Origin of the sequence: Clostridium sediminicola (assembly GCF_050402865.1) — a bacterium.
Classification (GTDB): Bacteria; Bacillota; Clostridia; order Clostridiales; family Clostridiaceae; genus Clostridium_AF; species Clostridium_AF sediminicola.
In genome coordinates this window covers 1-19871 of the sequence record NZ_BAABMF010000024.1, presented here as the reverse complement: position 1 = coordinate 19871, position 19871 = coordinate 1, and the positions used below count along the sequence as shown (strand labels likewise).

17 protein-coding genes and 1 pseudogene are annotated in these 19871 nt (G+C 30.2%); all 18 read left to right on the top strand.

Features of this window, described 5'->3' with window-relative positions:
* Positions 1-73 precede the first annotated feature (73 nt).
* The gene (locus tag ACQ3F0_RS23565; RefSeq protein WP_428868245.1) at positions 74-679 is read left to right on the top strand and encodes a PAS domain S-box protein; all 606 of its coding nucleotides are present in this window, start codon (positions 74-76) and stop codon (positions 677-679) included.
* A 277-nt stretch (positions 680-956) separates the two neighbouring features.
* Positions 957-1670 (top strand): AzlC family ABC transporter permease, encoded by a 714-nt coding sequence (locus ACQ3F0_RS23560; protein WP_428868244.1) that lies wholly within the window; start codon positions 957-959, stop codon positions 1668-1670.
* Entirely contained in the window at positions 1663-1965 is a 303-nt protein-coding gene (locus ACQ3F0_RS23555) for an AzlD domain-containing protein (RefSeq protein WP_428868243.1), read from the top strand. The genes ACQ3F0_RS23560 and ACQ3F0_RS23555 overlap by 8 nt, the downstream gene beginning before the upstream one ends.
* Positions 1966-2024: 59 nt before the next feature.
* Positions 2025-2834: a TrmB family transcriptional regulator gene (locus tag ACQ3F0_RS23550; protein ID WP_428868242.1), complete on the top strand. Its 810-nt coding sequence runs from the start codon at positions 2025-2027 to the stop codon at positions 2832-2834.
* A 54-nt stretch (positions 2835-2888) separates the two neighbouring features.
* Positions 2889-3800 (top strand): DMT family transporter, encoded by a 912-nt coding sequence (locus ACQ3F0_RS23545; protein WP_428868241.1) that lies wholly within the window; start codon positions 2889-2891, stop codon positions 3798-3800.
* A 161-nt stretch (positions 3801-3961) separates the two neighbouring features.
* Positions 3962-4615, top strand: coding sequence for an MtnX-like HAD-IB family phosphatase (locus tag ACQ3F0_RS23540; RefSeq protein ID WP_428868240.1), 654 nt, complete (start codon positions 3962-3964; stop codon positions 4613-4615).
* 2 nt (positions 4616-4617) lie between these two features.
* Positions 4618-5664: an iron-containing alcohol dehydrogenase family protein gene (locus ACQ3F0_RS23535; RefSeq protein WP_428868239.1), complete on the top strand. Its 1047-nt coding sequence runs from the start codon at positions 4618-4620 to the stop codon at positions 5662-5664.
* A 311-nt stretch (positions 5665-5975) separates the two neighbouring features.
* Positions 5976-6542 (top strand): TetR/AcrR family transcriptional regulator, encoded by a 567-nt coding sequence (locus ACQ3F0_RS23530; protein WP_428868238.1) that lies wholly within the window; start codon positions 5976-5978, stop codon positions 6540-6542.
* 98 nt (positions 6543-6640) lie between these two features.
* Entirely contained in the window at positions 6641-8047 is a 1407-nt protein-coding gene (locus tag ACQ3F0_RS23525; protein WP_428868237.1) for an MATE family efflux transporter, read from the top strand.
* Between the two features lie 198 nt (positions 8048-8245).
* Positions 8246-9592: an MFS transporter gene (locus tag ACQ3F0_RS23520; RefSeq protein ID WP_428868236.1), complete on the top strand. Its 1347-nt coding sequence runs from the start codon at positions 8246-8248 to the stop codon at positions 9590-9592.
* A 158-nt stretch (positions 9593-9750) separates the two neighbouring features.
* A complete protein-coding gene (locus ACQ3F0_RS23515) occupies positions 9751-10305 on the top strand; it encodes a sigma-70 family RNA polymerase sigma factor (protein WP_428868235.1) in 555 nt (184 codons plus the stop codon).
* Positions 10306-11829 carry a hypothetical protein gene (locus tag ACQ3F0_RS23510; protein WP_428868234.1) on the top strand — a complete coding sequence of 508 codons (1524 nt, stop codon included), beginning with the start codon at positions 10306-10308 and terminating at the stop codon, positions 11827-11829.
* A gap of 178 nt (positions 11830-12007) precedes the next feature.
* Positions 12008-13606, top strand: coding sequence for a BCCT family transporter (locus tag ACQ3F0_RS23505; RefSeq protein WP_428868233.1), 1599 nt, complete (start codon positions 12008-12010; stop codon positions 13604-13606).
* Positions 13607-13858: 252 nt separating this feature from the next.
* Entirely contained in the window at positions 13859-15046 is a 1188-nt protein-coding gene (locus tag ACQ3F0_RS23500; RefSeq protein ID WP_428868232.1) for a CaiB/BaiF CoA transferase family protein, read from the top strand.
* A 63-nt stretch (positions 15047-15109) separates the two neighbouring features.
* Positions 15110-16318 (top strand): CaiB/BaiF CoA transferase family protein, encoded by a 1209-nt coding sequence (locus ACQ3F0_RS23495; RefSeq protein WP_428868231.1) that lies wholly within the window; start codon positions 15110-15112, stop codon positions 16316-16318.
* A gap of 258 nt (positions 16319-16576) precedes the next feature.
* The gene (locus ACQ3F0_RS23490) at positions 16577-18160 is read left to right on the top strand and encodes a BCCT family transporter (RefSeq protein WP_428868230.1); all 1584 of its coding nucleotides are present in this window, start codon (positions 16577-16579) and stop codon (positions 18158-18160) included.
* 426 nt (positions 18161-18586) lie between these two features.
* Positions 18587-19726: an acyl-CoA dehydrogenase gene (locus ACQ3F0_RS23485; protein WP_428868229.1), complete on the top strand. Its 1140-nt coding sequence runs from the start codon at positions 18587-18589 to the stop codon at positions 19724-19726.
* Between the two features lie 54 nt (positions 19727-19780).
* Positions 19781-19871: pseudogene (locus tag ACQ3F0_RS23480) on the top strand (electron transfer flavoprotein subunit beta); the annotation flags it as partial.

The following is a 19871-nucleotide window of genomic DNA, read 5'->3' as shown; positions in this document are numbered from 1 at the left end:
ACTGAAAAGTTAATTAATATTATAATATAATTAAATAATATATTAAATATTAGCCAAACAAAAGGAGGTACATATGGAGTACAATAATTATTCTAAATTGAATGTTTTCAAAAAAACATATATATTCTACGGTTCTTTATTAGTATTACTTATGGTAACCGGTATAATGGTATTCTTAAATAATACTATAAATGCTAAGATAGTGTTTGGTACATTAATTATATTTACAATATATTTGCTACTTATAAATGTTGGAACTGGTTTATCAATGGAGAGTTATTTCAATATGAATATTGACGATAATTTGGAATTAAATCATATACTTGACTTATATGATAATATAAATGATAATGAAGATATTTCATTTTTAGTAATTGATCCAGATGATGGGGAAATAATTAATGCAAATAAAGGTGCTGAAATATTTTATGGATGTTCAAGAAGTGAGATGTTATCATTAAATGTAAAAGATATAAGTTCTATATCAAAGGAACTATTACAAAAAAAGCTTGGCATTGCAAGAAAACAAAAATTGCCTATTTCACATACTAATCATAGATTACCAACTGGTGAAATAAAAGAAGTTGAAGTATATTGTGGTCCAGTATCTATTGGAAGTAAAGAATTAGTATATGCATTTGTACTAGAACCTTCAATGAAAAGGAATTTCAAAAATTAGCCTATGTAGCTTAGCTTTTAAATACTCACACAAACCCAGAAGATTTTTAGTCTTCTGGGTTTGTATTTTTTTATGTATTGACTTTAAGTTAATAATAAATTATAGTAGTTATTATAGTAGTCACTATGATAAATTAAGAAGATTAAAATTCGGAATTTATAGTTTATAGTTGACGATGTACAGTTGACAGTATAGGATGATTTGCTTTCAGAAAATCTTTAATACAATGCACTGAGAACTATGCATTGTGAGTTGAATTACAAGGGGGGGGCTTAAAATGGAAAATGCATATGTAAGTAATAATGGTTATAAAGAAGGAATAAAAAGAGGCATACCAATAGTTATGGGGTATTTACCTGTTGCGCTTGCTTTTGGAATATTATCTAAAACAGTAGGGATTAGTATGTTTCAAAGTTTTTTATTTTCTTTATTTGTATTTGCTGGGGCTAGTCAATTTATGGCATTGAATTTAATAGCTATTGGTGCTGGGATTGGGGAAATTGTTTTAGCAACTTTACTAGTTAATTTTAGGCATTTTATTATGAGTGCTTCATTAGTAACGAAGATTTCAAAGGATTTAAAAAAATACTTTCCTATCATAGCATTTTGTAATACAGACGAAGTATTCTCTGTGCTTTCATTTGAAAAAAATGAATTAACGAAAGGATTTATATTAGGAATTCAGTTTAGTGCTTATTCTTCCTGGGTTTTAGGAACATTAGCAGGGTATATTTTAGGGGGAATTATGCCTGAAATATTAAGTATGAGTATGGGAATTTCTCTTTATGCATTGTTTATTGCTATATTGGTACCTGAAGTAAGGAAATCTTATAAGGTTGGGATATTAGCATTATTATCAGGAGGGATAAATTCTCTTCTTAATTTTATTAATATTTTACCTGGAGGGTGGAATATTATAATAGCGATTTTAGTATCATCTACTATTGGTATGATTATTTTTGATAAAGAAGGGGGTAGTGGGAATGAATAATATTATTTGGATTATTTTAGGAATGATGTTGGTAACTTATATTCCAAGGTTGCTTCCTTTCATTATTATTTCTGAGGATAATATACCACCTAAATTGCGTAAGTTTTTAAATTATGTGCCTTATACGGCTTTAGGAGCATTGATAATTCCGGGGGCTTTTTCAGCTACACCAGGAGTGCCTTTAGCAAGTTTAGCGGGTTTAGCATTTGCAATTATTTATTCATGGTTTAAAGGTGGAATATTTGTTCCTGTAATTGGATCAGTGCTAATAACTTTTTTTGCATTATCAATATAAAGATGTTATTTTAATTATGGTAGTATACTTATATTTTGATGTTATAAGGAGATTATTAAATGAGTTTTGACAATAAAATTATTGAAGATATGAAAAAGTTGGGTTTAAATGAATATGAATCAAAAGCTTATTTGAAACTATTAGAAAACTATCCTGTAAACGGGTATACATTGAGTAAAAACTCTGGTATTCCAAGGTCTAGAATTTATGAAGTTTTGAAAAATTTAAAAGATAAGCAAGTAGTTTTTGAGCAAAAAGAAGAAAAAAGTAGTGTTTATTATCCTTTGGAGCCTAAATTATTAGTGAATAAATTAAAATCTGACTTTACGAAAGCATTAGATAATATTAATGATTTTGCCACTAAAATGTACTCAGAGAAAGATGAAGAGAATAAGTTAATTGTTATAAAGGGAAGAAAAAAAATTATTGAGTTCATAAGTACATTGATAAATAATGCTGAAAAAAGTGTTTGTTTGTCCATATGGGAAGACGAATTAAAAGAAATATCAAAATCCATAGATAATGCTTTAGCAAAGGGTAAAGTTTTGAATGGTATTTATTTTGGAAAAAAAAATAGCTATAAAGAATTAATTCCTCATAGGAGAATTGAAACATATTTAGAAGAGAAGAATGATAGATATATAACAGTAATAATTGATAATATTCATGTGGTATCTGGAATGGTTTCTCGAGGTGAAGGAAGTACAGTAACATGGACAAAAGATAAAGGATTTGTAGATATAAGTGAAGATTACATAATTCATGATTTGATGATAAATATGTACTCTGCTAAGCTAGAAGGAAAAGAAAAAAAAGAATTTGAAGATTTTCTTGATAATATAAGAAAAGAATATTTTCAATTTAGCTGATAGTAATATTATTATTAAAAATAAATAGATTAATGAAAAGTAGGGGGCAAATTAATGAAAAAAAAGGAATCAATTGGACATATTATGGCATTAATCACAGTATTTATTTGGGGGACTACATTTATATCAACTAAAATTATTTTAAAAGAATTAACACCTGTAGAGATTCTATTTTATAGATTTCTAATAGCTTATATTGCATTGATTATTATATATCCAAAGTTTCACAAAATAAAAAGTTTGAAAGAGGAATTGCTATTTTTAAGTATGGGTCTTAGCGGAGTCACACTGTATTTTTTTGTTGAAAATACAGCACTTAAGTATACACTAGCGTCTAATGTAGGTTTATTATTATCTACGGCACCAATATTTACTGCATTGCTAGCTCATTTTTTTACTGAAGATGAGAAGTTTGAAAAGAAATTTTTAATAGGATTCACTGTAGCCATGTTAGGAATATTCCTTGTAATTTTTAATGGAAAATTTGTGTTAAAGTTAAATCCTATTGGAGATGTTTTTGCTTTGATGGCTGCAGTATTCTGGGCAATATATTCTGTTTTACTTAAAAAAGTAAATAAAGAATATAATCAAATATATGTAGTAAGAAAAACATTTTTTTATGGATTGTTAGCAAATATTCCAATGTCATTAATACTAGGTTCTGATTTAAAAGTAGTTAATAGCATTAGTCTAAATTTAGTTCTAAATATTATTTTTTTGGGATTAGGAGCTTCAGCTATGTGTTTTGTGTTTTGGAATAAAGCGGTTAGTATACTTGGGGTTGTAAAGGCAAATAACTATATATACCTTATTCCATTAATAACCATGATAGCTTCAGTTGTACTACTTCATGAAAAAGTTAATGTAATTATGATTGGTGGTTGTCTGCTTATACTCCTTGGAGTTTATATTTCCGATAAAGGATTTAAAGTTGTTAAAGTAGAAAAGGAAAACGTGAAAATATAGAATGAGTAAGGCCTTCTAAAAATAGGTATATCTTATATAAAGTATATATAAGCAACTATTATAGGGGCTTTTTTTTTATTTAGAATAATGATTAGGATTTTGGCAAAGTATATAGTGTGAAGAAGATAATATAAAGAATTTATGGCAGAGGATGGGAAGGTATGAAAAAAGATTTTGTATTTATATCGGATTTTGATGGAACAATAACTCATAAAGATTTTTACTGGTATATAATAGAAAATTATCTTAAAGAAAAAGGAAATGAACAGTATCAAAGGTGGAGAAATCAAAAAATTAAAGACATAGAGTTTTTAGGGTATGTGTTTGAAAATATTGGTAGGACAGAAGAAGAAATTAATGAAGATATAAAAAGTATGGAAATAGATCCGTTTCTAAAGGAGTTTGTTCAATTTATTAATAAGAGGAATGGAGATTTTGTAATATTGAGCGCAGGAAGTTCCTACTACATCAATATAATTTTAGAACATATAGGGATCAATGATATAACAGTATATTCAAACAAGGCAATTTTTAAAGAGAAAGGATTACACTTTGATTTAGATCCAACGAATCAGTTTTATTCAGAAAGATATGGTCTTGATAAGAAGAAAGTTGTGAAACACCTAAAAACAAAATATGACTTCCTTTATTATGCAGGAGATAGTGAGCCTGATTTTGAACCTAGTTTGGTGTGCGATGCTCGTTTTGCAAGGGGAAGACTTGTACCTCTATTTGAACAAAATGGTATAGAATTTTATCCATTTGAAAATTTTGAAAGAATAAAGAATATTATTGAGTGGAGAGAAAGGAGTTAGTGATGAAGTCTAAATCACATAAAATATCAATTCCGTCAATTCTTGAATCTGGGCCTAATAGTATTGGAAAGTTGGGATATTTACTTAAAAGGGAAGGCTTTAGAAATATAGGACTTTTTTATGATGAAATAATTTTCAATTTATTTGGAGAAAAAGTAGATAAGGTATTAATAGGGGAAAATATTCATTATATTAGATATGTTTTGAGTGAAATGGATCAATGTAGTATTTCAGAAAAAGCATTTTCAATATCAAAGGATGTAGATGCTTTTCTTGCTGTTGGTGGAGGGAAGGTTATAGATTCAGTAAAATATATGGCTTTTTTAAGAAAACTACCTTTTATTTGTGTTCCTACTTCTACATCAAATGATGGGTTTAGTAGCCCTGTGGCATCTTTGTATGTGAATGGTAGAAGAACTACTGTGCCTGCAAAGATTCCTTATGGAATAATTGTAGATACTAATGTTATAAAAACTGCACCTGATAAATTCATTTATTCAGGAATTGGTGATTTAATATCTAATCTGACAGCTTTATGGGATTGGAAATTTGAAGAAAGAAATGGTAGAGATAGAGTAGATGATTTTGCTGTTATGATTTCAAGAAAGGCTGTAAATTCATTCTTGGATTTACCTTACAAAACAATAAAAGAGGTTTTTTTCATTCAAAATTTAGTAGATTGCCTTATAATGAATGGGATAGCTATGGAAATTAGCGGTAGTTCGGCACCTTCTAGTGGAAGTGAACATTTGATTTCACATGCTTTGGATAAAGTGTTAAAAGAACCATATCTTCATGGTGTTCAGGTAGGAATTGCAACTTATATAATAAGCAAAATACAAGATAATAATGTAGAGCTAATAGATAATCTTTTAACTAATACCGGCTTTTGGCAATACACAAAATCTCTAAAGATACGAAAGGAAGATTTTTTAGAGGCAGTAGATATAGCGCCATCAATAAAGCCACAAAGACTTACAACTATTCATTTAGAAGAGAATAGAGAAAAGATAAAAGAAATTATAATGGGGATGGATGTTTTGAATTAGGGGATAACTTATTTCAGTGCACAATGCTCTTTAAAGGATACCCTTTTTCAGTTGACAGTTGACAGTGCTCAATGGACAGTAGAGTATACCGTCAATTGTCTTCAATTGTGGATAACTTCAAAATAGTCTGAATAATTCACACTATTCTGTGAATAAACCTGTGATTTATGTGCATAACTTTTAAAAATGTGTGGACAAGTAAACTTTTTCCACAACTTAAAAGATATGTATTTTTGACTTTTAGGGTATATTCTGATAAAATGAATTCAAATTCATTTAAAATGAATGACAATTCATAAAAGGAGATAGTAATGCCAAAGTTAATAAAAGATATTGAAAAAAACATTTTAACTTCAGCTATAGAATTATTTGGGGAGTATGGATTTGCTAAGGTAGATATGAAAATGATATCAAGTAAAGTTGGAATAGCTGTAGGGACGCTTTATAATTATTATCCAAATAAAAAGGATTTATTTATAAAATCATTTCAAAAAAGTTGGTCAGGCACCTTTTATAAATTAAATAATATTATGAGAGAAGAGGTAGAGACTGAAAAAAAAATTAGAAATTTTCTACGAGAAGTTGGTGTAGACAGTAGTATTAGAAAAGGTGTAGGTAGAGAATTTTTTAATAAAGGTAATTTTGATGAGAAGGACAGAATTATTATAGAAGATATTAAAGATAGAACAATGAATATGTTGTTCCAACTAATAAATGATTTAAGAGAGAAAAGAAGCTTTTCACAGTTTAGAGAAATGGATGATAAAATGGCTTATTCATTATTTAATTTATTAATTCATTTATCAAAAAATAACTCTTACTTAAAAGAGGATAATGTTGAATTTTTGTTTAGGCTAATAGATACTTTTTATAGATAAGGATATGGTTTGAAATAATATCTAAAATAAAAGTATAAGTCAGAATGAAATAAAATACAACTTTAAACCTTACAACTATAATAATCGGGGGAGAAAGTATGGAAAAGAATAGTAGAGCTAAATTGTTAGGGGAAGAGAAGGTTTCGAAGGCTTTGTTTAAATTAGCAGTACCCGCAATTATTGGAATGATGATAAATGCGATATATAATGTTGTCGATACAGCTTTTGTTGGGATGTTAGATAATACTAGTGCAATTGGAGCGGTATCAGTTGCTTTTCCAATATTTATGTTAATTGGTGGAGTAGGACTTACCTTTGGAATGGGGGGCGGTTCATATATTTCAAGACTATTGGGTGAAAAAAATAAGAAAACAGCAGATAGAGTTGCATCTACAACTTTTTTTACTAGTTTAGCTGTGGGAATTTTGTTTACTATTTTAGGCTTGACATTTTTAGAGCCATTATTAAAAGCTTTTGGTTCTACAGATACTATATTAGTGTATGCTAAAAATTACACAAGTATATTGATTTTTGGTTCAACATTTACTGTAATGAATATGACTCAAAACAATATAATTAGAGCAGAAGGAAATCCTATGTATAGTATGATTGGAATGAGTTTAGGTGCAATCTTGAATATTGTACTAGATCCTTTATTCATGTTTGTGTTTGATATGGGAATAAGTGGAGCAGCGGTAGCTACTGTATTGGCTCAAGGCATATCATTTTTATTTTTAGTTTCTTATTTTTTAAGAGGAAAGAGTTATGTAAAAGTATCTATTAAATATATTACTATTACAAAAAATCTTTATGGTCAGATAATGAAAATAGGTATTCCGACATTTGCAAGACAGGCATTGTCAAGCTTATCTATAGGGCTTATAAATAGAGCGGCAGCACCATATGGAGATTCTGCAGTAGCTTCTATGGGAATAGTGCTTAGAATAGTTTCGTTAGGTATGTTTGTGATATTTGGTTATTCTCAAGGATTTCAGCCTTTAGCTGGATTCAACTATGGTGCTAAAAAATTCAAGAGATTACATGAAGCAGTAAGTATATCATTAAAGTTTACTACTATATTTTCAACTAGTATAGCAATAATATTTATAATTTTTGCAAAACCAATAATGACTATTTTTAGTAATGATCAAGAAGTTATTACAATAGGTGCTAGTGCATTAAGAGCTATTTGTATTCTATTTCCAAGCTTTGGATTTCAAAATGTTTATGGGATTCTACATGTAGCATTAGGAAAAGGAATAGGATCATTGATTCTATCAATGTCTAGGCAAGGAATATTTCTTATACCAGCTATTTTAATAATGCCTAAGATATTTAATTTGAATGGAGTAATTTATGCACAAACAGTTGCAGACTTCTTTACTATTATTGTCACTGCAATATTTGCAGTATCAATAAAAAAAGAACTAAATAAAGAAGAAGAATTTGTTTGTTCACAAAGCATAGTTGACGACTCACAATGCAAAGATATTTTGTCTTCATAAAATGGAATATCTTGATGTAATATTATAAAGAATATTGTATAATATAAAGTGTGCTTTTAATAGCACACTATTTTTTTAGGTGTAGTTGTAAAAAAATACTAATAATTATAAAAAATAGTGAATATATATTCAAAATGGGGTAAAATTTATATAGTTATAAGTTACACAGGGGAAGTTGTATTTTTAGGGGGGACCATTATGTCAGAAAGAAATAATGAATGTAAAAAAGATACTATTTTTACTGGTATGGGAAGTTTTCCGATACTATGGATAGGTCAATTAATCTCTAGATTTGGGAGCAGGATGACCTTATTCTCAGTTATGGTATGGTTAGTAAAAAAAGAGGGAATAGCATCACCTGTGGCTATATATACACTTTTTGCAACATTACCAGTAATTTTGTTAAGTCCTATAGCAGGAGCAATTACAGATAGGTATAATAAAAAGTATATTATGATAATCAGTGATATTATTGCAGTTTTGCCTACTATTATACTGTTATTTTTATTTGCTTCAAACAAAGTTGAATTAATACATATTTACATCATGGCAATAATAAATGGAACATGCTCTACATTTCAAGAACCTGCTTTTACTACTTCTATACCTACTTTGGTTTCTAAAGATAAATATCTTAAGGCCAACTCTATGCAATCAATTGCAAATAGCTTTGCTAATATTTTCGCACCTCTACTAGCGCCATTTCTTTTAATATTAATAGGAAAAACAGGAATATTTATTATAGATATTTTAACATTTCTAATTGCAGTATCTTTATTATTATTTATACATATGCCAGCAATAATATCCAATAAATCAAGAGAATCAAAAAGGAAAAAATCTAGTATTTTAAGTGAATCAGTAGACGGATTTAGATACATATATAAAAATAAAGTTCTTTTAATATTAATAAGCTCAATTCTTATAATAAACTTTTTTATGACTCTAGGAGGAATATTACTGATACCTATGATTATGGCAAAAACGTCAAACAATGAAATGATATTAGGGATTGTGGAAGGATTAGGTTCTGTAGGTGCGTTATTCAGTGGCTTTTTATTAATGGGATGGAAAGGTCCTAAAAATCCATGGTTTTCAATATTTTTTCCTGTTACATTACTTGGGTTTAGCTTTATATTGATGGCTGTTACAAAAGTTTCAGCAACATGGGCAATAGCTAACTTTGGAATATATTTTTGCGCAATTACTGCTAGTTCATTTAATAGAAAATTTTTACACACCAATGTACCTATGAATATGCAAGGAAGAGTTTTTGCAATAGGAGGCATGTTAAGTCGTGGAATTACTCCAGTTGCTATGTTGTTATCAGGTATTTTAGCAGATAAAGTTTTTGAACCTTTGATGGCTGAAAATTCTTCATTTTCAAATATTTTTGGAGGTTTAGTTGGAACTGAGTATGGATCAGGTATGGGATTATTATTTCTTATTAGTGGGATATTCTTGTCCTTAGTAGCTGTAAGCGCATACTATTATGGAATGGCTAATAATGTTGTTAAAAATGAAGATGTTGTGGCGGAAAATTAAATTATTTTAGTTCCATAGGAGATAGATTTCCTTTGGAATTTTTTTGTTATAAAATATTTTTTGTTTGAAAGAAAATAATAATTCATGACGTAGTAATTAATGTAGGGTCAGTGAACTTTTATAAAGTGAAATATTTTTAACTGAAAGAGGTGGAAATAATGGATATAGATATGTGTATTGAAGCTATAAGAAACAAAGATGCTTCAGCACTTGAACAGATAATGAATGAATATGGAAAGTTTGTATACGCTCTTGCATATAGGATTTTAAATGGATTAGCAAGCAAGGAGGATATTGAAGAATGTGTTAGTGATGTGTTTGTATCGGTATGGAATGATATAGATGATTTTAGTAAATCACGTGGTAGTTTTAAAACATGGATACTTATAAAAACCAAATACAAAGCTTTAGATTACAGAAGGAAGCTTTCAAAGGCTGAAAATAAGATTAGTATAGAAGAAAATCTTGTTTATTTAAATAAAAATATAGGAGAAAATTCAGTTGAGAAAAAGATTTTATTAAAAGAAGAAATGAATACTATTTTAACTAACTTAAATAAATTCAATAAATTAGATAGAGAAATATTCATTAGAAGATATTTTTATTATGAGGACATCAAAGATATTGCTAAGAAAAAAGGATTGACCAGGCAAGCGGTTGATAACAGATTATTTAGAATGCGAACTAAACTCAAAGGATTGGAGGTAGTTTAAATGAATAATAAAAAACTTCATGAGAAAGAGATGTTCAATATGATGGATGAATTAACAGATTATATTGATGAAAAATATTTAGATGTTTTTGATAAAGAAGATATTAATGAAGAAGAGATGTTAGATGATATACAACTAGAAAATATAAAGAAAAATGTTATTGAGAAACTTAATGTAAAGGAAGATAAAAAAGAAGAGACTAAATATATAAATAAAAGAAAGAAATCTAGGAGAAGAATGAAATTTTCAAAAATTGCAGCGGCTATATTGATAATTTTTGGGTTACTCTTTGTAGCTTATCCAAATGAAGTAATAGCAGTGCTTAAAAAGCCATTAAATTATATTCCAGGAATAAATACTGTGATGGACTCAGAGGAATCCTCTGAAAGGTATGTGTTGGAAAAACCTATATCGATAAACCAAGATGGAATGAAGATTGAGTTAATGTCTGTTATTGTACAAAATGACGATAATTATATATTTGTAAATGCTAGAGGGAATGATGAGAAAATTTTTAGTGAAGAGAATGGATATAAATCAATTAACATGTTAGTTAAGTTTAGAAATGGGCAAGTTTATAATTTAAAAAGCGGCTCTATGTTTTCAGGTGGCAATGATTGGAATGCTAGTTATAACAATTGGTCTGATGTTAATGAGAAAAATATTAAAAGTAGGTTCCTTTACAAAGAAGGAGATACTATTGAAGTAATTATAGGAACTGAAGATAAAGTAAATATACCAGTTACTTTAATTAAAGCTCCAAGTTTTGAAGATTATTCTGAGATTGGGCCTACAACTGAGGTAAATGATATTTCTGTAACAGCTATACCATCCTTTGATGATAATGACTTGACAATAAATTTAGCTTCACCAAAGATTCAGGGACAAATGATTGATCAGTATGCATTATCACCAGATTTCAGTTTTAATCAGGATAGATTTAAATATAAAGGAATATTAAATGAAAGAATTGCACTTTACGATGACTATGGAAATCTAGTAAAAGGAAAAGGAGTAGGCTCCTATACACCTCCATTATCAGAATTTCACTTTGATATAACAGAATCTGTTAGTAATAAATTCAAGTTAGTTATTCCTTATATAAAGATGAAATACAATATTGATAAAAAATTTAGAATTAAGCTACCAGAGGTAGGAGAATCATTGGAATATGAAGATTATATCTTAGACTTTAATGATTATAAACTAAAAATAAATAAAATAGAAAGAATAAATACTATACCAGGAGAAAGTGTGAAAATATATTTTGATACTGGGTATGATGAATATTTAGATGAGAGTATGTACTCAATAATGCTTGCACCAGGTATTAAAGCATTTGATGAACCAATCTATCAAAGTTGGAGTGGTAATTTTGGGGAAGATGATGATGAAAATATGGTAGGAGCATTAAAAGTTGTTGACATAAGTTTAAATAAAGAAGGTTTAAAAAAGTTTGATTTGTATATAGATTCAATAATTACTATCAAGAGAGGACCATGGAAGTTTGAGATAGAAAGATAGATGAGTTAAGTGATAAAAAATAAAACCGAAGAATTTTGAAAAGACATAGTACGGGCTATGTCTTTTATTTTTGTATCCAAATATCGTTAAGATATAGTGGCATGAATTTTGCTTTTATATTTGCTAAAGGGCATTGAGTCATTACTGACTATTTAATATTATTGAAAGGAGTTTTAAAATGAACAAAAGTAAAAATTCTAGTCCTATTGATCCAAAAATTTTCTTTCCGGCACTTATACTAATATTAGCAGTGGCAGTACCTACAATATTCTTTCCTCAGATTGGGGAGATGATAATTCATGATGCGTATGTTTTTGTTACTTCAAAATTTAGTTGGCTATACCTAGTGATTATACTAGTGTGTTTTCTAATTGTTATATGGCTTGCCTTTGGAAGATTTGGCAATGTGAAACTTGGGAACTCAGAAGATGAACCTGAATTTTCGTGGTTTAGTTATATTTCTATGATATTCTGTGGGGGAATTGGAATTAGTATTATGGCTTTATCTATTAAGGAACCGATTATTTTTCTAAAAGATCCTCCATTAGGAGTAGAACCTAATTCAGTAATGGCGGTAGAATGGGCACACGCTTACGGACCATTTCATTTTGGGCCTAGTGCATGGGCAATATTTGCTATTGCAACGATACCAATAGCTTATTCAGTTTATGTAAGAAAACATCCATTTTTACGTGTTAGCGTTGCATGTAAGGGAGTTTTAGGGGAAAGAATGGATGGATGGATAGGAAAAATTGTAGACATATTTGTTGTCATTGGAATTGTAGGGGGAGTTGGTACATCGTTGGGTTTAGGGGTACCACTTATTTCAGCACTCTTCAATAACTTATTTGGCTTTGAAGATACATTTTTGTTGAAAATAATGGTGCTCATTATTTGGACATTGTTATTTGGTGTTAGCGTATATAAAGGATTAACAAAAGGAATAAGGGTACTTAGTGATATAAATATTTTTTTAGGATTAGGTTTATTAATATTTATTCTTATTGTAGGTCCAACATTATTTATCATTTCATCAACAGTAAATAGTGCTGGATTACTATTTAGCAATTTTTTTAGAATGAGTTTATGGACTGATCCCGTAGCAAAAGGAGGTTTTACCGAATCGTGGACAGCTTTTTACTGGGCATGGTGGATTGCTTTTGCGCCTACAATGGGACTTTTTGTAGCACGGATTTCTAAAGGAAGAACTATTAAAGAAGTTATAATTGCGGAATGTGTTTATGGACCTTTAGGCTGTGTTGCATTTTATGCAATTATGGGTGGATATTCATTATATTTGGAAATAAATAATGTAATCCCCGTTTCCACAATATTAAATGAACAGGGCGGTCCAGCAGCAAATATCGCAGTTATGAGCAGTTTGCCATTACCTAAGTTGGTATTAATTCTATATACAATACTCTGTTTTATTTTTTTAGCAACGACTCTTGACTCATCTGCGTATACTATTGCATCTGTGTGTTCTTATAATATTAGTGGAAATGAACAACCCGCACGATGGCATAGAGTATTTTGGGCAATTGTTATTGCAATTTTTGCAGTGGCATTAATTGTGATTGGAGGATTAGAAGTTGTTATATCTTCAACGATATTAGCATCTGTTCCATTAATTCCTGTAATGATTATTTTAACAATATCTATAAAACAATGGCTCAATGAAGATTTTGGTAAGGAGCTAAATGGCGAAAAATTAGTGACTAATAATTATCCGAAGATAATAAAGGAAGATAAATTAATTAGAATAATCAGAAAATGAGTCCAAAAAGACTCGGATAAGTTAAATTCGAGTCTTTTTGGACTCATTAAATATAAATTAGTAATAAAAAAACTGTGTAACATGTGTTTTTACATAGTTGGCAGAATAAGTTATTGATTGGCATACTAATTGCTTTATAGAAAAGTGTACTAATTCAAGGAAAGAAGTTATAGTTAAAATTTTGACATAAGATTAAGGGATTTGAAATCGTTTAGTGTTATGAGAATTAAATTATTGAAAGGAGTATCTTTAATGAAACCATTAAAAGGATTAAAAGTATTAGACCTTACTACACTTAATGGCTATTCAACAATGACTTTAGCTGACTATGGTGCTGAGGTTATAAAAGTTGAAAGACCTAAGACAGGAGATCCTATTCGTTTTTGGGAACCATATAAGGAAGGAGTAAGTGTTTATCACACATTTTTAGACAGAGGTAAAAAGAGTATTACTTTAAACTTATTAAGTGATGAAGGTAAAGAAATTTTTAAGGACCTTATCAAGCATGTTGATGTTGTTGTAGAAAACTTTAGAGTCGGAAAGATGGACGAGCTAGGTTTAGGATATGAAGTTTTAGAAAAAATCAATCCTAAATTAATATATGCTGCATTAACTGGTTTTGGATCTAAAGGACCTCTTAAAAAATATCCTGCATTTGATATTATCGTGCAAGCTAAAACAGGGTTTATGGACTTTACAGGTTTTGCAGATGAAGCACCTACAGTTATTGGATTTCCAATTTCAGATCAATACTCATGTTTATATTTAGCAGCAGCTATTTCAACTGCTTACTTCCATGTATTAAGAACAGGCGAAGGACAAAAGGTTGAAACATCAATGTGGGAAGCATTATTCTCAGCGCAAGAAGATAAAATGTATTATCATGAAATTGCAGGAAAAACTCCAAAACGTACTGGTAATGCGCATCCAGAAATAAATCCATACGACATAATAGAATGTAAAGATGGATATGTTACTTTAGGCGTTTCTACAGATCCACAATGGGCTAATTTCGCTTTGGGATTTGGAAAACCTGAATGGGCTGAAGATCCAAAATATAAGGATATGGAACCACGAGGCTTGAATTATTTTGATGACTTAAGACCAAAAATAGTAGAGTTGTTCAAAGATTTGACAAAACAACAAATTGCTGATGTTTGTTCGGAGTATAAAGTACCAGCAGCAGCATGCAACACTGTTGTAGATGCAATGGAAGATGTACAAATCAAATCTAGAAATATGGTTGTTGAAGTTAATGACCAAAGGATAGGACCTATTAAGATGGTAGGTAAAACAGCTAAATTCCATCAAGATAATGAATTTGATGATGTTATAGAAAGTGCACCATTATTAGGTCAAAACAACGATGAAATGTTCAAAGATATTCTTGGATATACAGATGAAAAGATTAATGGATTAAGTGAGAATGGAGTAATTTAACCAATATATAAAGATTGATTTTGGGGGTAATTACAATTCATGAAATGAAGAAAGGAGAAAGAAATGAAAACTTTTAAGAAACCTTTTGAAGGAATAAAAGTATTAGATTTTACTCAAGCTTTAGCTGGTGTTTTCTGTGCTTATCAAATGAGTGATTTAGGCGCAACAGTATGGAAAGTTGAAAGATATAAATACGGGGATCAGTCAAGAGTATGGCCACCATTTGTAAATGATATAGCTCTTGGATATGCTTCTTTTAACAAAAACAAAAAAAGCATAAGTATAGATATGAGAAAAGAAGAAGGAAAGCAAATCATTCTTGATATGGTTAAAGAATGTGATGTTGTATTAGAAAACTTCAAAGTAGGTACATTAGAAAAATTAGGACTTGGCTATGAAGAGTTAATAAAAGTTAATCCTAATATTATTTATGGATCAGTATCAGGCTTCGGTATAGAAGGACCTCATGCTAAGTTACCGTGTTATGACAATATAGCAGCTGCCCGTGGTGGAATTTCCACTCGTAGTGGTAGGCCGGATGGCCCTCCAGTAAAACCAGGTTACTCAATTTGTGATAACTGGTCTGGATTGAATCTCTTCAATGCTGTTGCAATGGCGATGGTTGAAAAAGAAAGAACAGGAAAAGGATTACGTGTGGACGTAGCAATGTCTGATTGTGCATTCTATCTTAATGATTGGCCAATGCTAGAGTACTCAGTATTTGGAACAATTCCAATGCGTAATGGTAACCATGACGCAACTGTTGCACCATATGGTGAATTTGAGGCTGCTGATGGATATGTTGTTTTGGCAATAACTAACGATAAACATTGGGGTAAGTTCTGCGATATAATGGACTTAGAAAACATAAAAGATGATTCTAGATTTGCAGATAATGCTAGTAGATTAGAAAATCTTAAAGACTTAGTAGTTGAGATTGAAAAAGTTACAAGGACTATACCAAAGTTCGAAATAGAAAAAATGCTAGGTGAGAATGGAGTTCCTGCTGGAGCGGTAATGAATATTCCAGAAGTTATGGAAAGTGAGCAAGCTAAAGCAAGTGAAATGATTGTTTATGTAGATCAAGAAAAGGTTGGACGTATGCCAACAGTTGGTATCCCAATGAAATTTAGTAAAACTCCAGGAGATGTAAATGGTTCGGCTCCAATGTTAGGTGCTAACACAGCTGAAATATTAAAACAAGTAGGATATTCTGAAGATAATATCAATGAATTGGTAGAAAAGAATGTTGTTGAAGTTTATTCTGAATAATTCTTTTAAAGATAAACAGGATTGCTTTAGTATAGTAATTGAATTTAAATAAAAAAAAGTATAACCTCTAGCCAACTAAATTTTAAGATTAATCAAATCTTAAAGCTTAAATGGCAAAGAGGCTATACTTCATAAAGTATACTTATGTTAAAACAACCAAATAAATTATAGCATAGGGATACTTGAAAATCAAAGGAGTGTTTATAAAACATAAAGAATTTGGTATTGTAAATTTCACTAACAAAGGAGAGGTATTATATGTTTAAAAAAGTTAGAAAAATCGCTTTTATTCCTGCATTTTCTTTAATGGTATTAGCTCTAATTTATAACCTTATTGACCAAGATGGATTCTTAGCTATGGCAACTGCCGCTAATGATTGGCTTATGAAATATTTTGGATGGGGTTACGCACTTACAGCATTCCTTTCAGTTGTAACTGTAGTAGCTATATATTTTTCACCTTTAGGTAACGTAAGATTAGGTGGACCAAATGCAAAACCAATGATTAATAAAAGAAACTGGTTTGCTATTACATTATGTACAACTCTAGCAGCTGGATTATTATTCTGGGGTACTGCAGAACCAATGTATCACTTATCTGCACCTCCTGAATCTTTAGGAATTGCACCATTTTCAGCTGAAGCAGCTAAATTTGCTATGGAAACTATGTTCTTACACTGGACTTTTGTTCCATACGCACTTTATGCTATCCCTACTATTATGTTTGGTTTTGCATTTTATAATATGAAAAAACCATTTAGTGTTAGTTCTCAACTAGCTCCTATTACAGGAAAAATTGAAGGAGAAACATTTAGCCAAATAATTGATGCTATATGTCTGTTCTGTCTTGCTTTAGGATTTGCATCATCAATGGCAACAAGTATTATTAATATGGGTGGTGCGGTAAATTCAATCTTTGGACTTCCAAGTGGTCCATTAGTTTGGGGTGTTATTGCAGTTATTGGTATAACAGCATTTATAATATCATCTTCAACAGGATTAGACAAAGGTATCAGAATTCTATCAGATTTAAATATGAAAGTTTATTTCGTTATAATGTTGTTCTTATTTATTGTAGGACCTACAATTTACAATTTAAATATTGGTGTTGAAGGTTTTGGCGGATTTTTAAATGGACTATTTGATAAAATTTTATTTACAGGAGCAGCTGCAGGAGATCCATGGCCAACATGGTGGACAACATTCTATTGGGCTAACTGGATGAGTTGGGCACCAGTTTCTGCATTGTTCTTAGCTAGGATTGCTAGAGGATATACAATAAAAGATGTTATAAAAATGAACTTTTTCTACCCAGGAATATTTGGAGCAATTTGGATGACTATATTCTCTGGAACAGCTATAAACTTCCAAATGACTGGAAGAATTGATCTTGTAAGTATTTTGAATAATCAAGGACCAGAAGCTGTTGGGTATGCAATATTAAGAGAATTCCCTCTTGCTTCAATAATAATACCTTTCTTCTTATTTATAACAATGATTACATTTATAACTGCTGCTGACTCAACAACTAATGCTATAGCAGGTTGTTGTACAAAAGGTATAGATGAAAATAACCAAGAGGCTCCAATTTTTATGAAAGTTATATGGGGAGCTGGATTAGGTGCAATTGCTTATATCATGTTAAGTTTAGCAGGTATTACAGGAATAAAAACATTATCAAATGTAGGTGGATTTACGGCTACGATACTTACTTTAGCAGTAATAGCTTGCTTGTTTATAGTAATGGGTAATCTTAAGAAATATAATCAGTATGATCCAGATTATACACCAGACTCTTCTAAAGAGATAAAAAAGTCTGAAAAAGAGACTATTAAAGCATAATCTTATAAAAACAAGCTCAACAAAATTTTGTTGGGCTTATTTTTATAGAAAGAATCGAATTATTATAATTCAAATCAGATTGTAATTCATTTTATATGTTTAATGAGTAAATTAGTCTAAATTGAGTTAATTATGAAAACGAGTTAAATCAGACTCGGATTATTCATAGTATGAGTCTTTATTGACTCGAATTGCGAACAAAATAACGTTAGATAGGGCTATTACAATGGTTTAGACAAATTAAAAAAAGTGGCACGTAAATTGCTTTTATAGTCATGTGACAAGATATTTAAATCTATCAAAGTTTGTTTAAAGTCTGTTAAAACGAAACTATATGATTAAATCCACAGAGTTAGTAAAGAGAAACTTTTATGGATTAGTCATTATAAAAACATCTAAATATTTATTAAAAATGGAGGTAATATAATGAATTTTCAATTAACACCTGAACAGGAAATGATCAGAAAAGTTGCAAGACAATTTGCAGAAGAAGTTTGTGAGCCAATAGCAGAAGAAATTGATAGAACACATAAATTTCCAAGAGAAACTTTTGACAAATTAACAAAATGTGGTCTGACGGGAGTAGGGTTCCCTAAAGAATTTGGTGGTGCTGGTTTAGACAAACTTGCACAAACAATCGTAACAGAAGAACTTGCTAAGAAATGTGCTACTACTGCAGCAATGTATTCAATACATCAAGGTGCAGCATGGATAATACATTTGTATGGTACAAAGGAGCAAAAGGAAAAATACTTAAGACCTATGTTAGAAGAGGGAGTTGTAGGTGCTTTTGCTCTTACAGAACCTAATGCTGGATCTGATGCTTCTAACGTACAAACTGTAGCTGTAGAAGATGGAGACTCATATATCATAAATGGTACAAAATGCTTTATAACTGGTGGAAGTCAAGCTGGTATTTATACTGTAATGGCAATGACAGCGCCTGAAAAGAAGACAAAAGGAATGACTACATTTATTGTAGAGAGAGATACTCCAGGATTTAAGATTGGTAAAATCGAAGATAAGATGGGTATTTGTGGGTCAGATACTGCAGAGTTAATTTTCGAAAATGTTAGAGTACCAAAGGAAAATATGCTAGGTAAAATCAATCAAGGGTTTAAATATGCATTATCATCTATTGATGCTGCACGTATAACAGTAGCAGCAGCTCAAGCGTTAGGTATTGCGGAAGGCGCTTTTGAGCATGCAGTTCAGTACGCAAAAGAAAGAGTTCAATTTGGAAGACCAATAGCAAAACAACAAGGAATTCAATGGTATCTAGCGGATATGAAAACAAGAATTGAAGCGTCAAGAGTTTTAACATATCAAGCTGCTTGGCTATTTGATCAAGGAAAGAATGTTTCAACTGAAGGAGCTATGGCGAAATTATTTGCTTCAGAAAATGCAAGATACGTTACAAACTTAGCATTACAAATACATGGTGGCTATGGATTTATGAAAGATTATCCTTTAGAAAGAATGTATAGAGATGCTAAAATAACTGAAATTTACGAAGGTACAAATGAAGTGCAAAAACTTGTTATTGCAAGAAGTGTACTCTCATAATCAAAGCTATATAAGTCTGAATATGTAATTTCTTAAAAAATGGAGGTAAAAATAATGAAAATAGTGGTTTGCGTTAAGCAAGTACCTGATACTAACGAAGTAAGAATAAATAAAGAAACTGGAACACTTATTAGAGCAGGTGTAC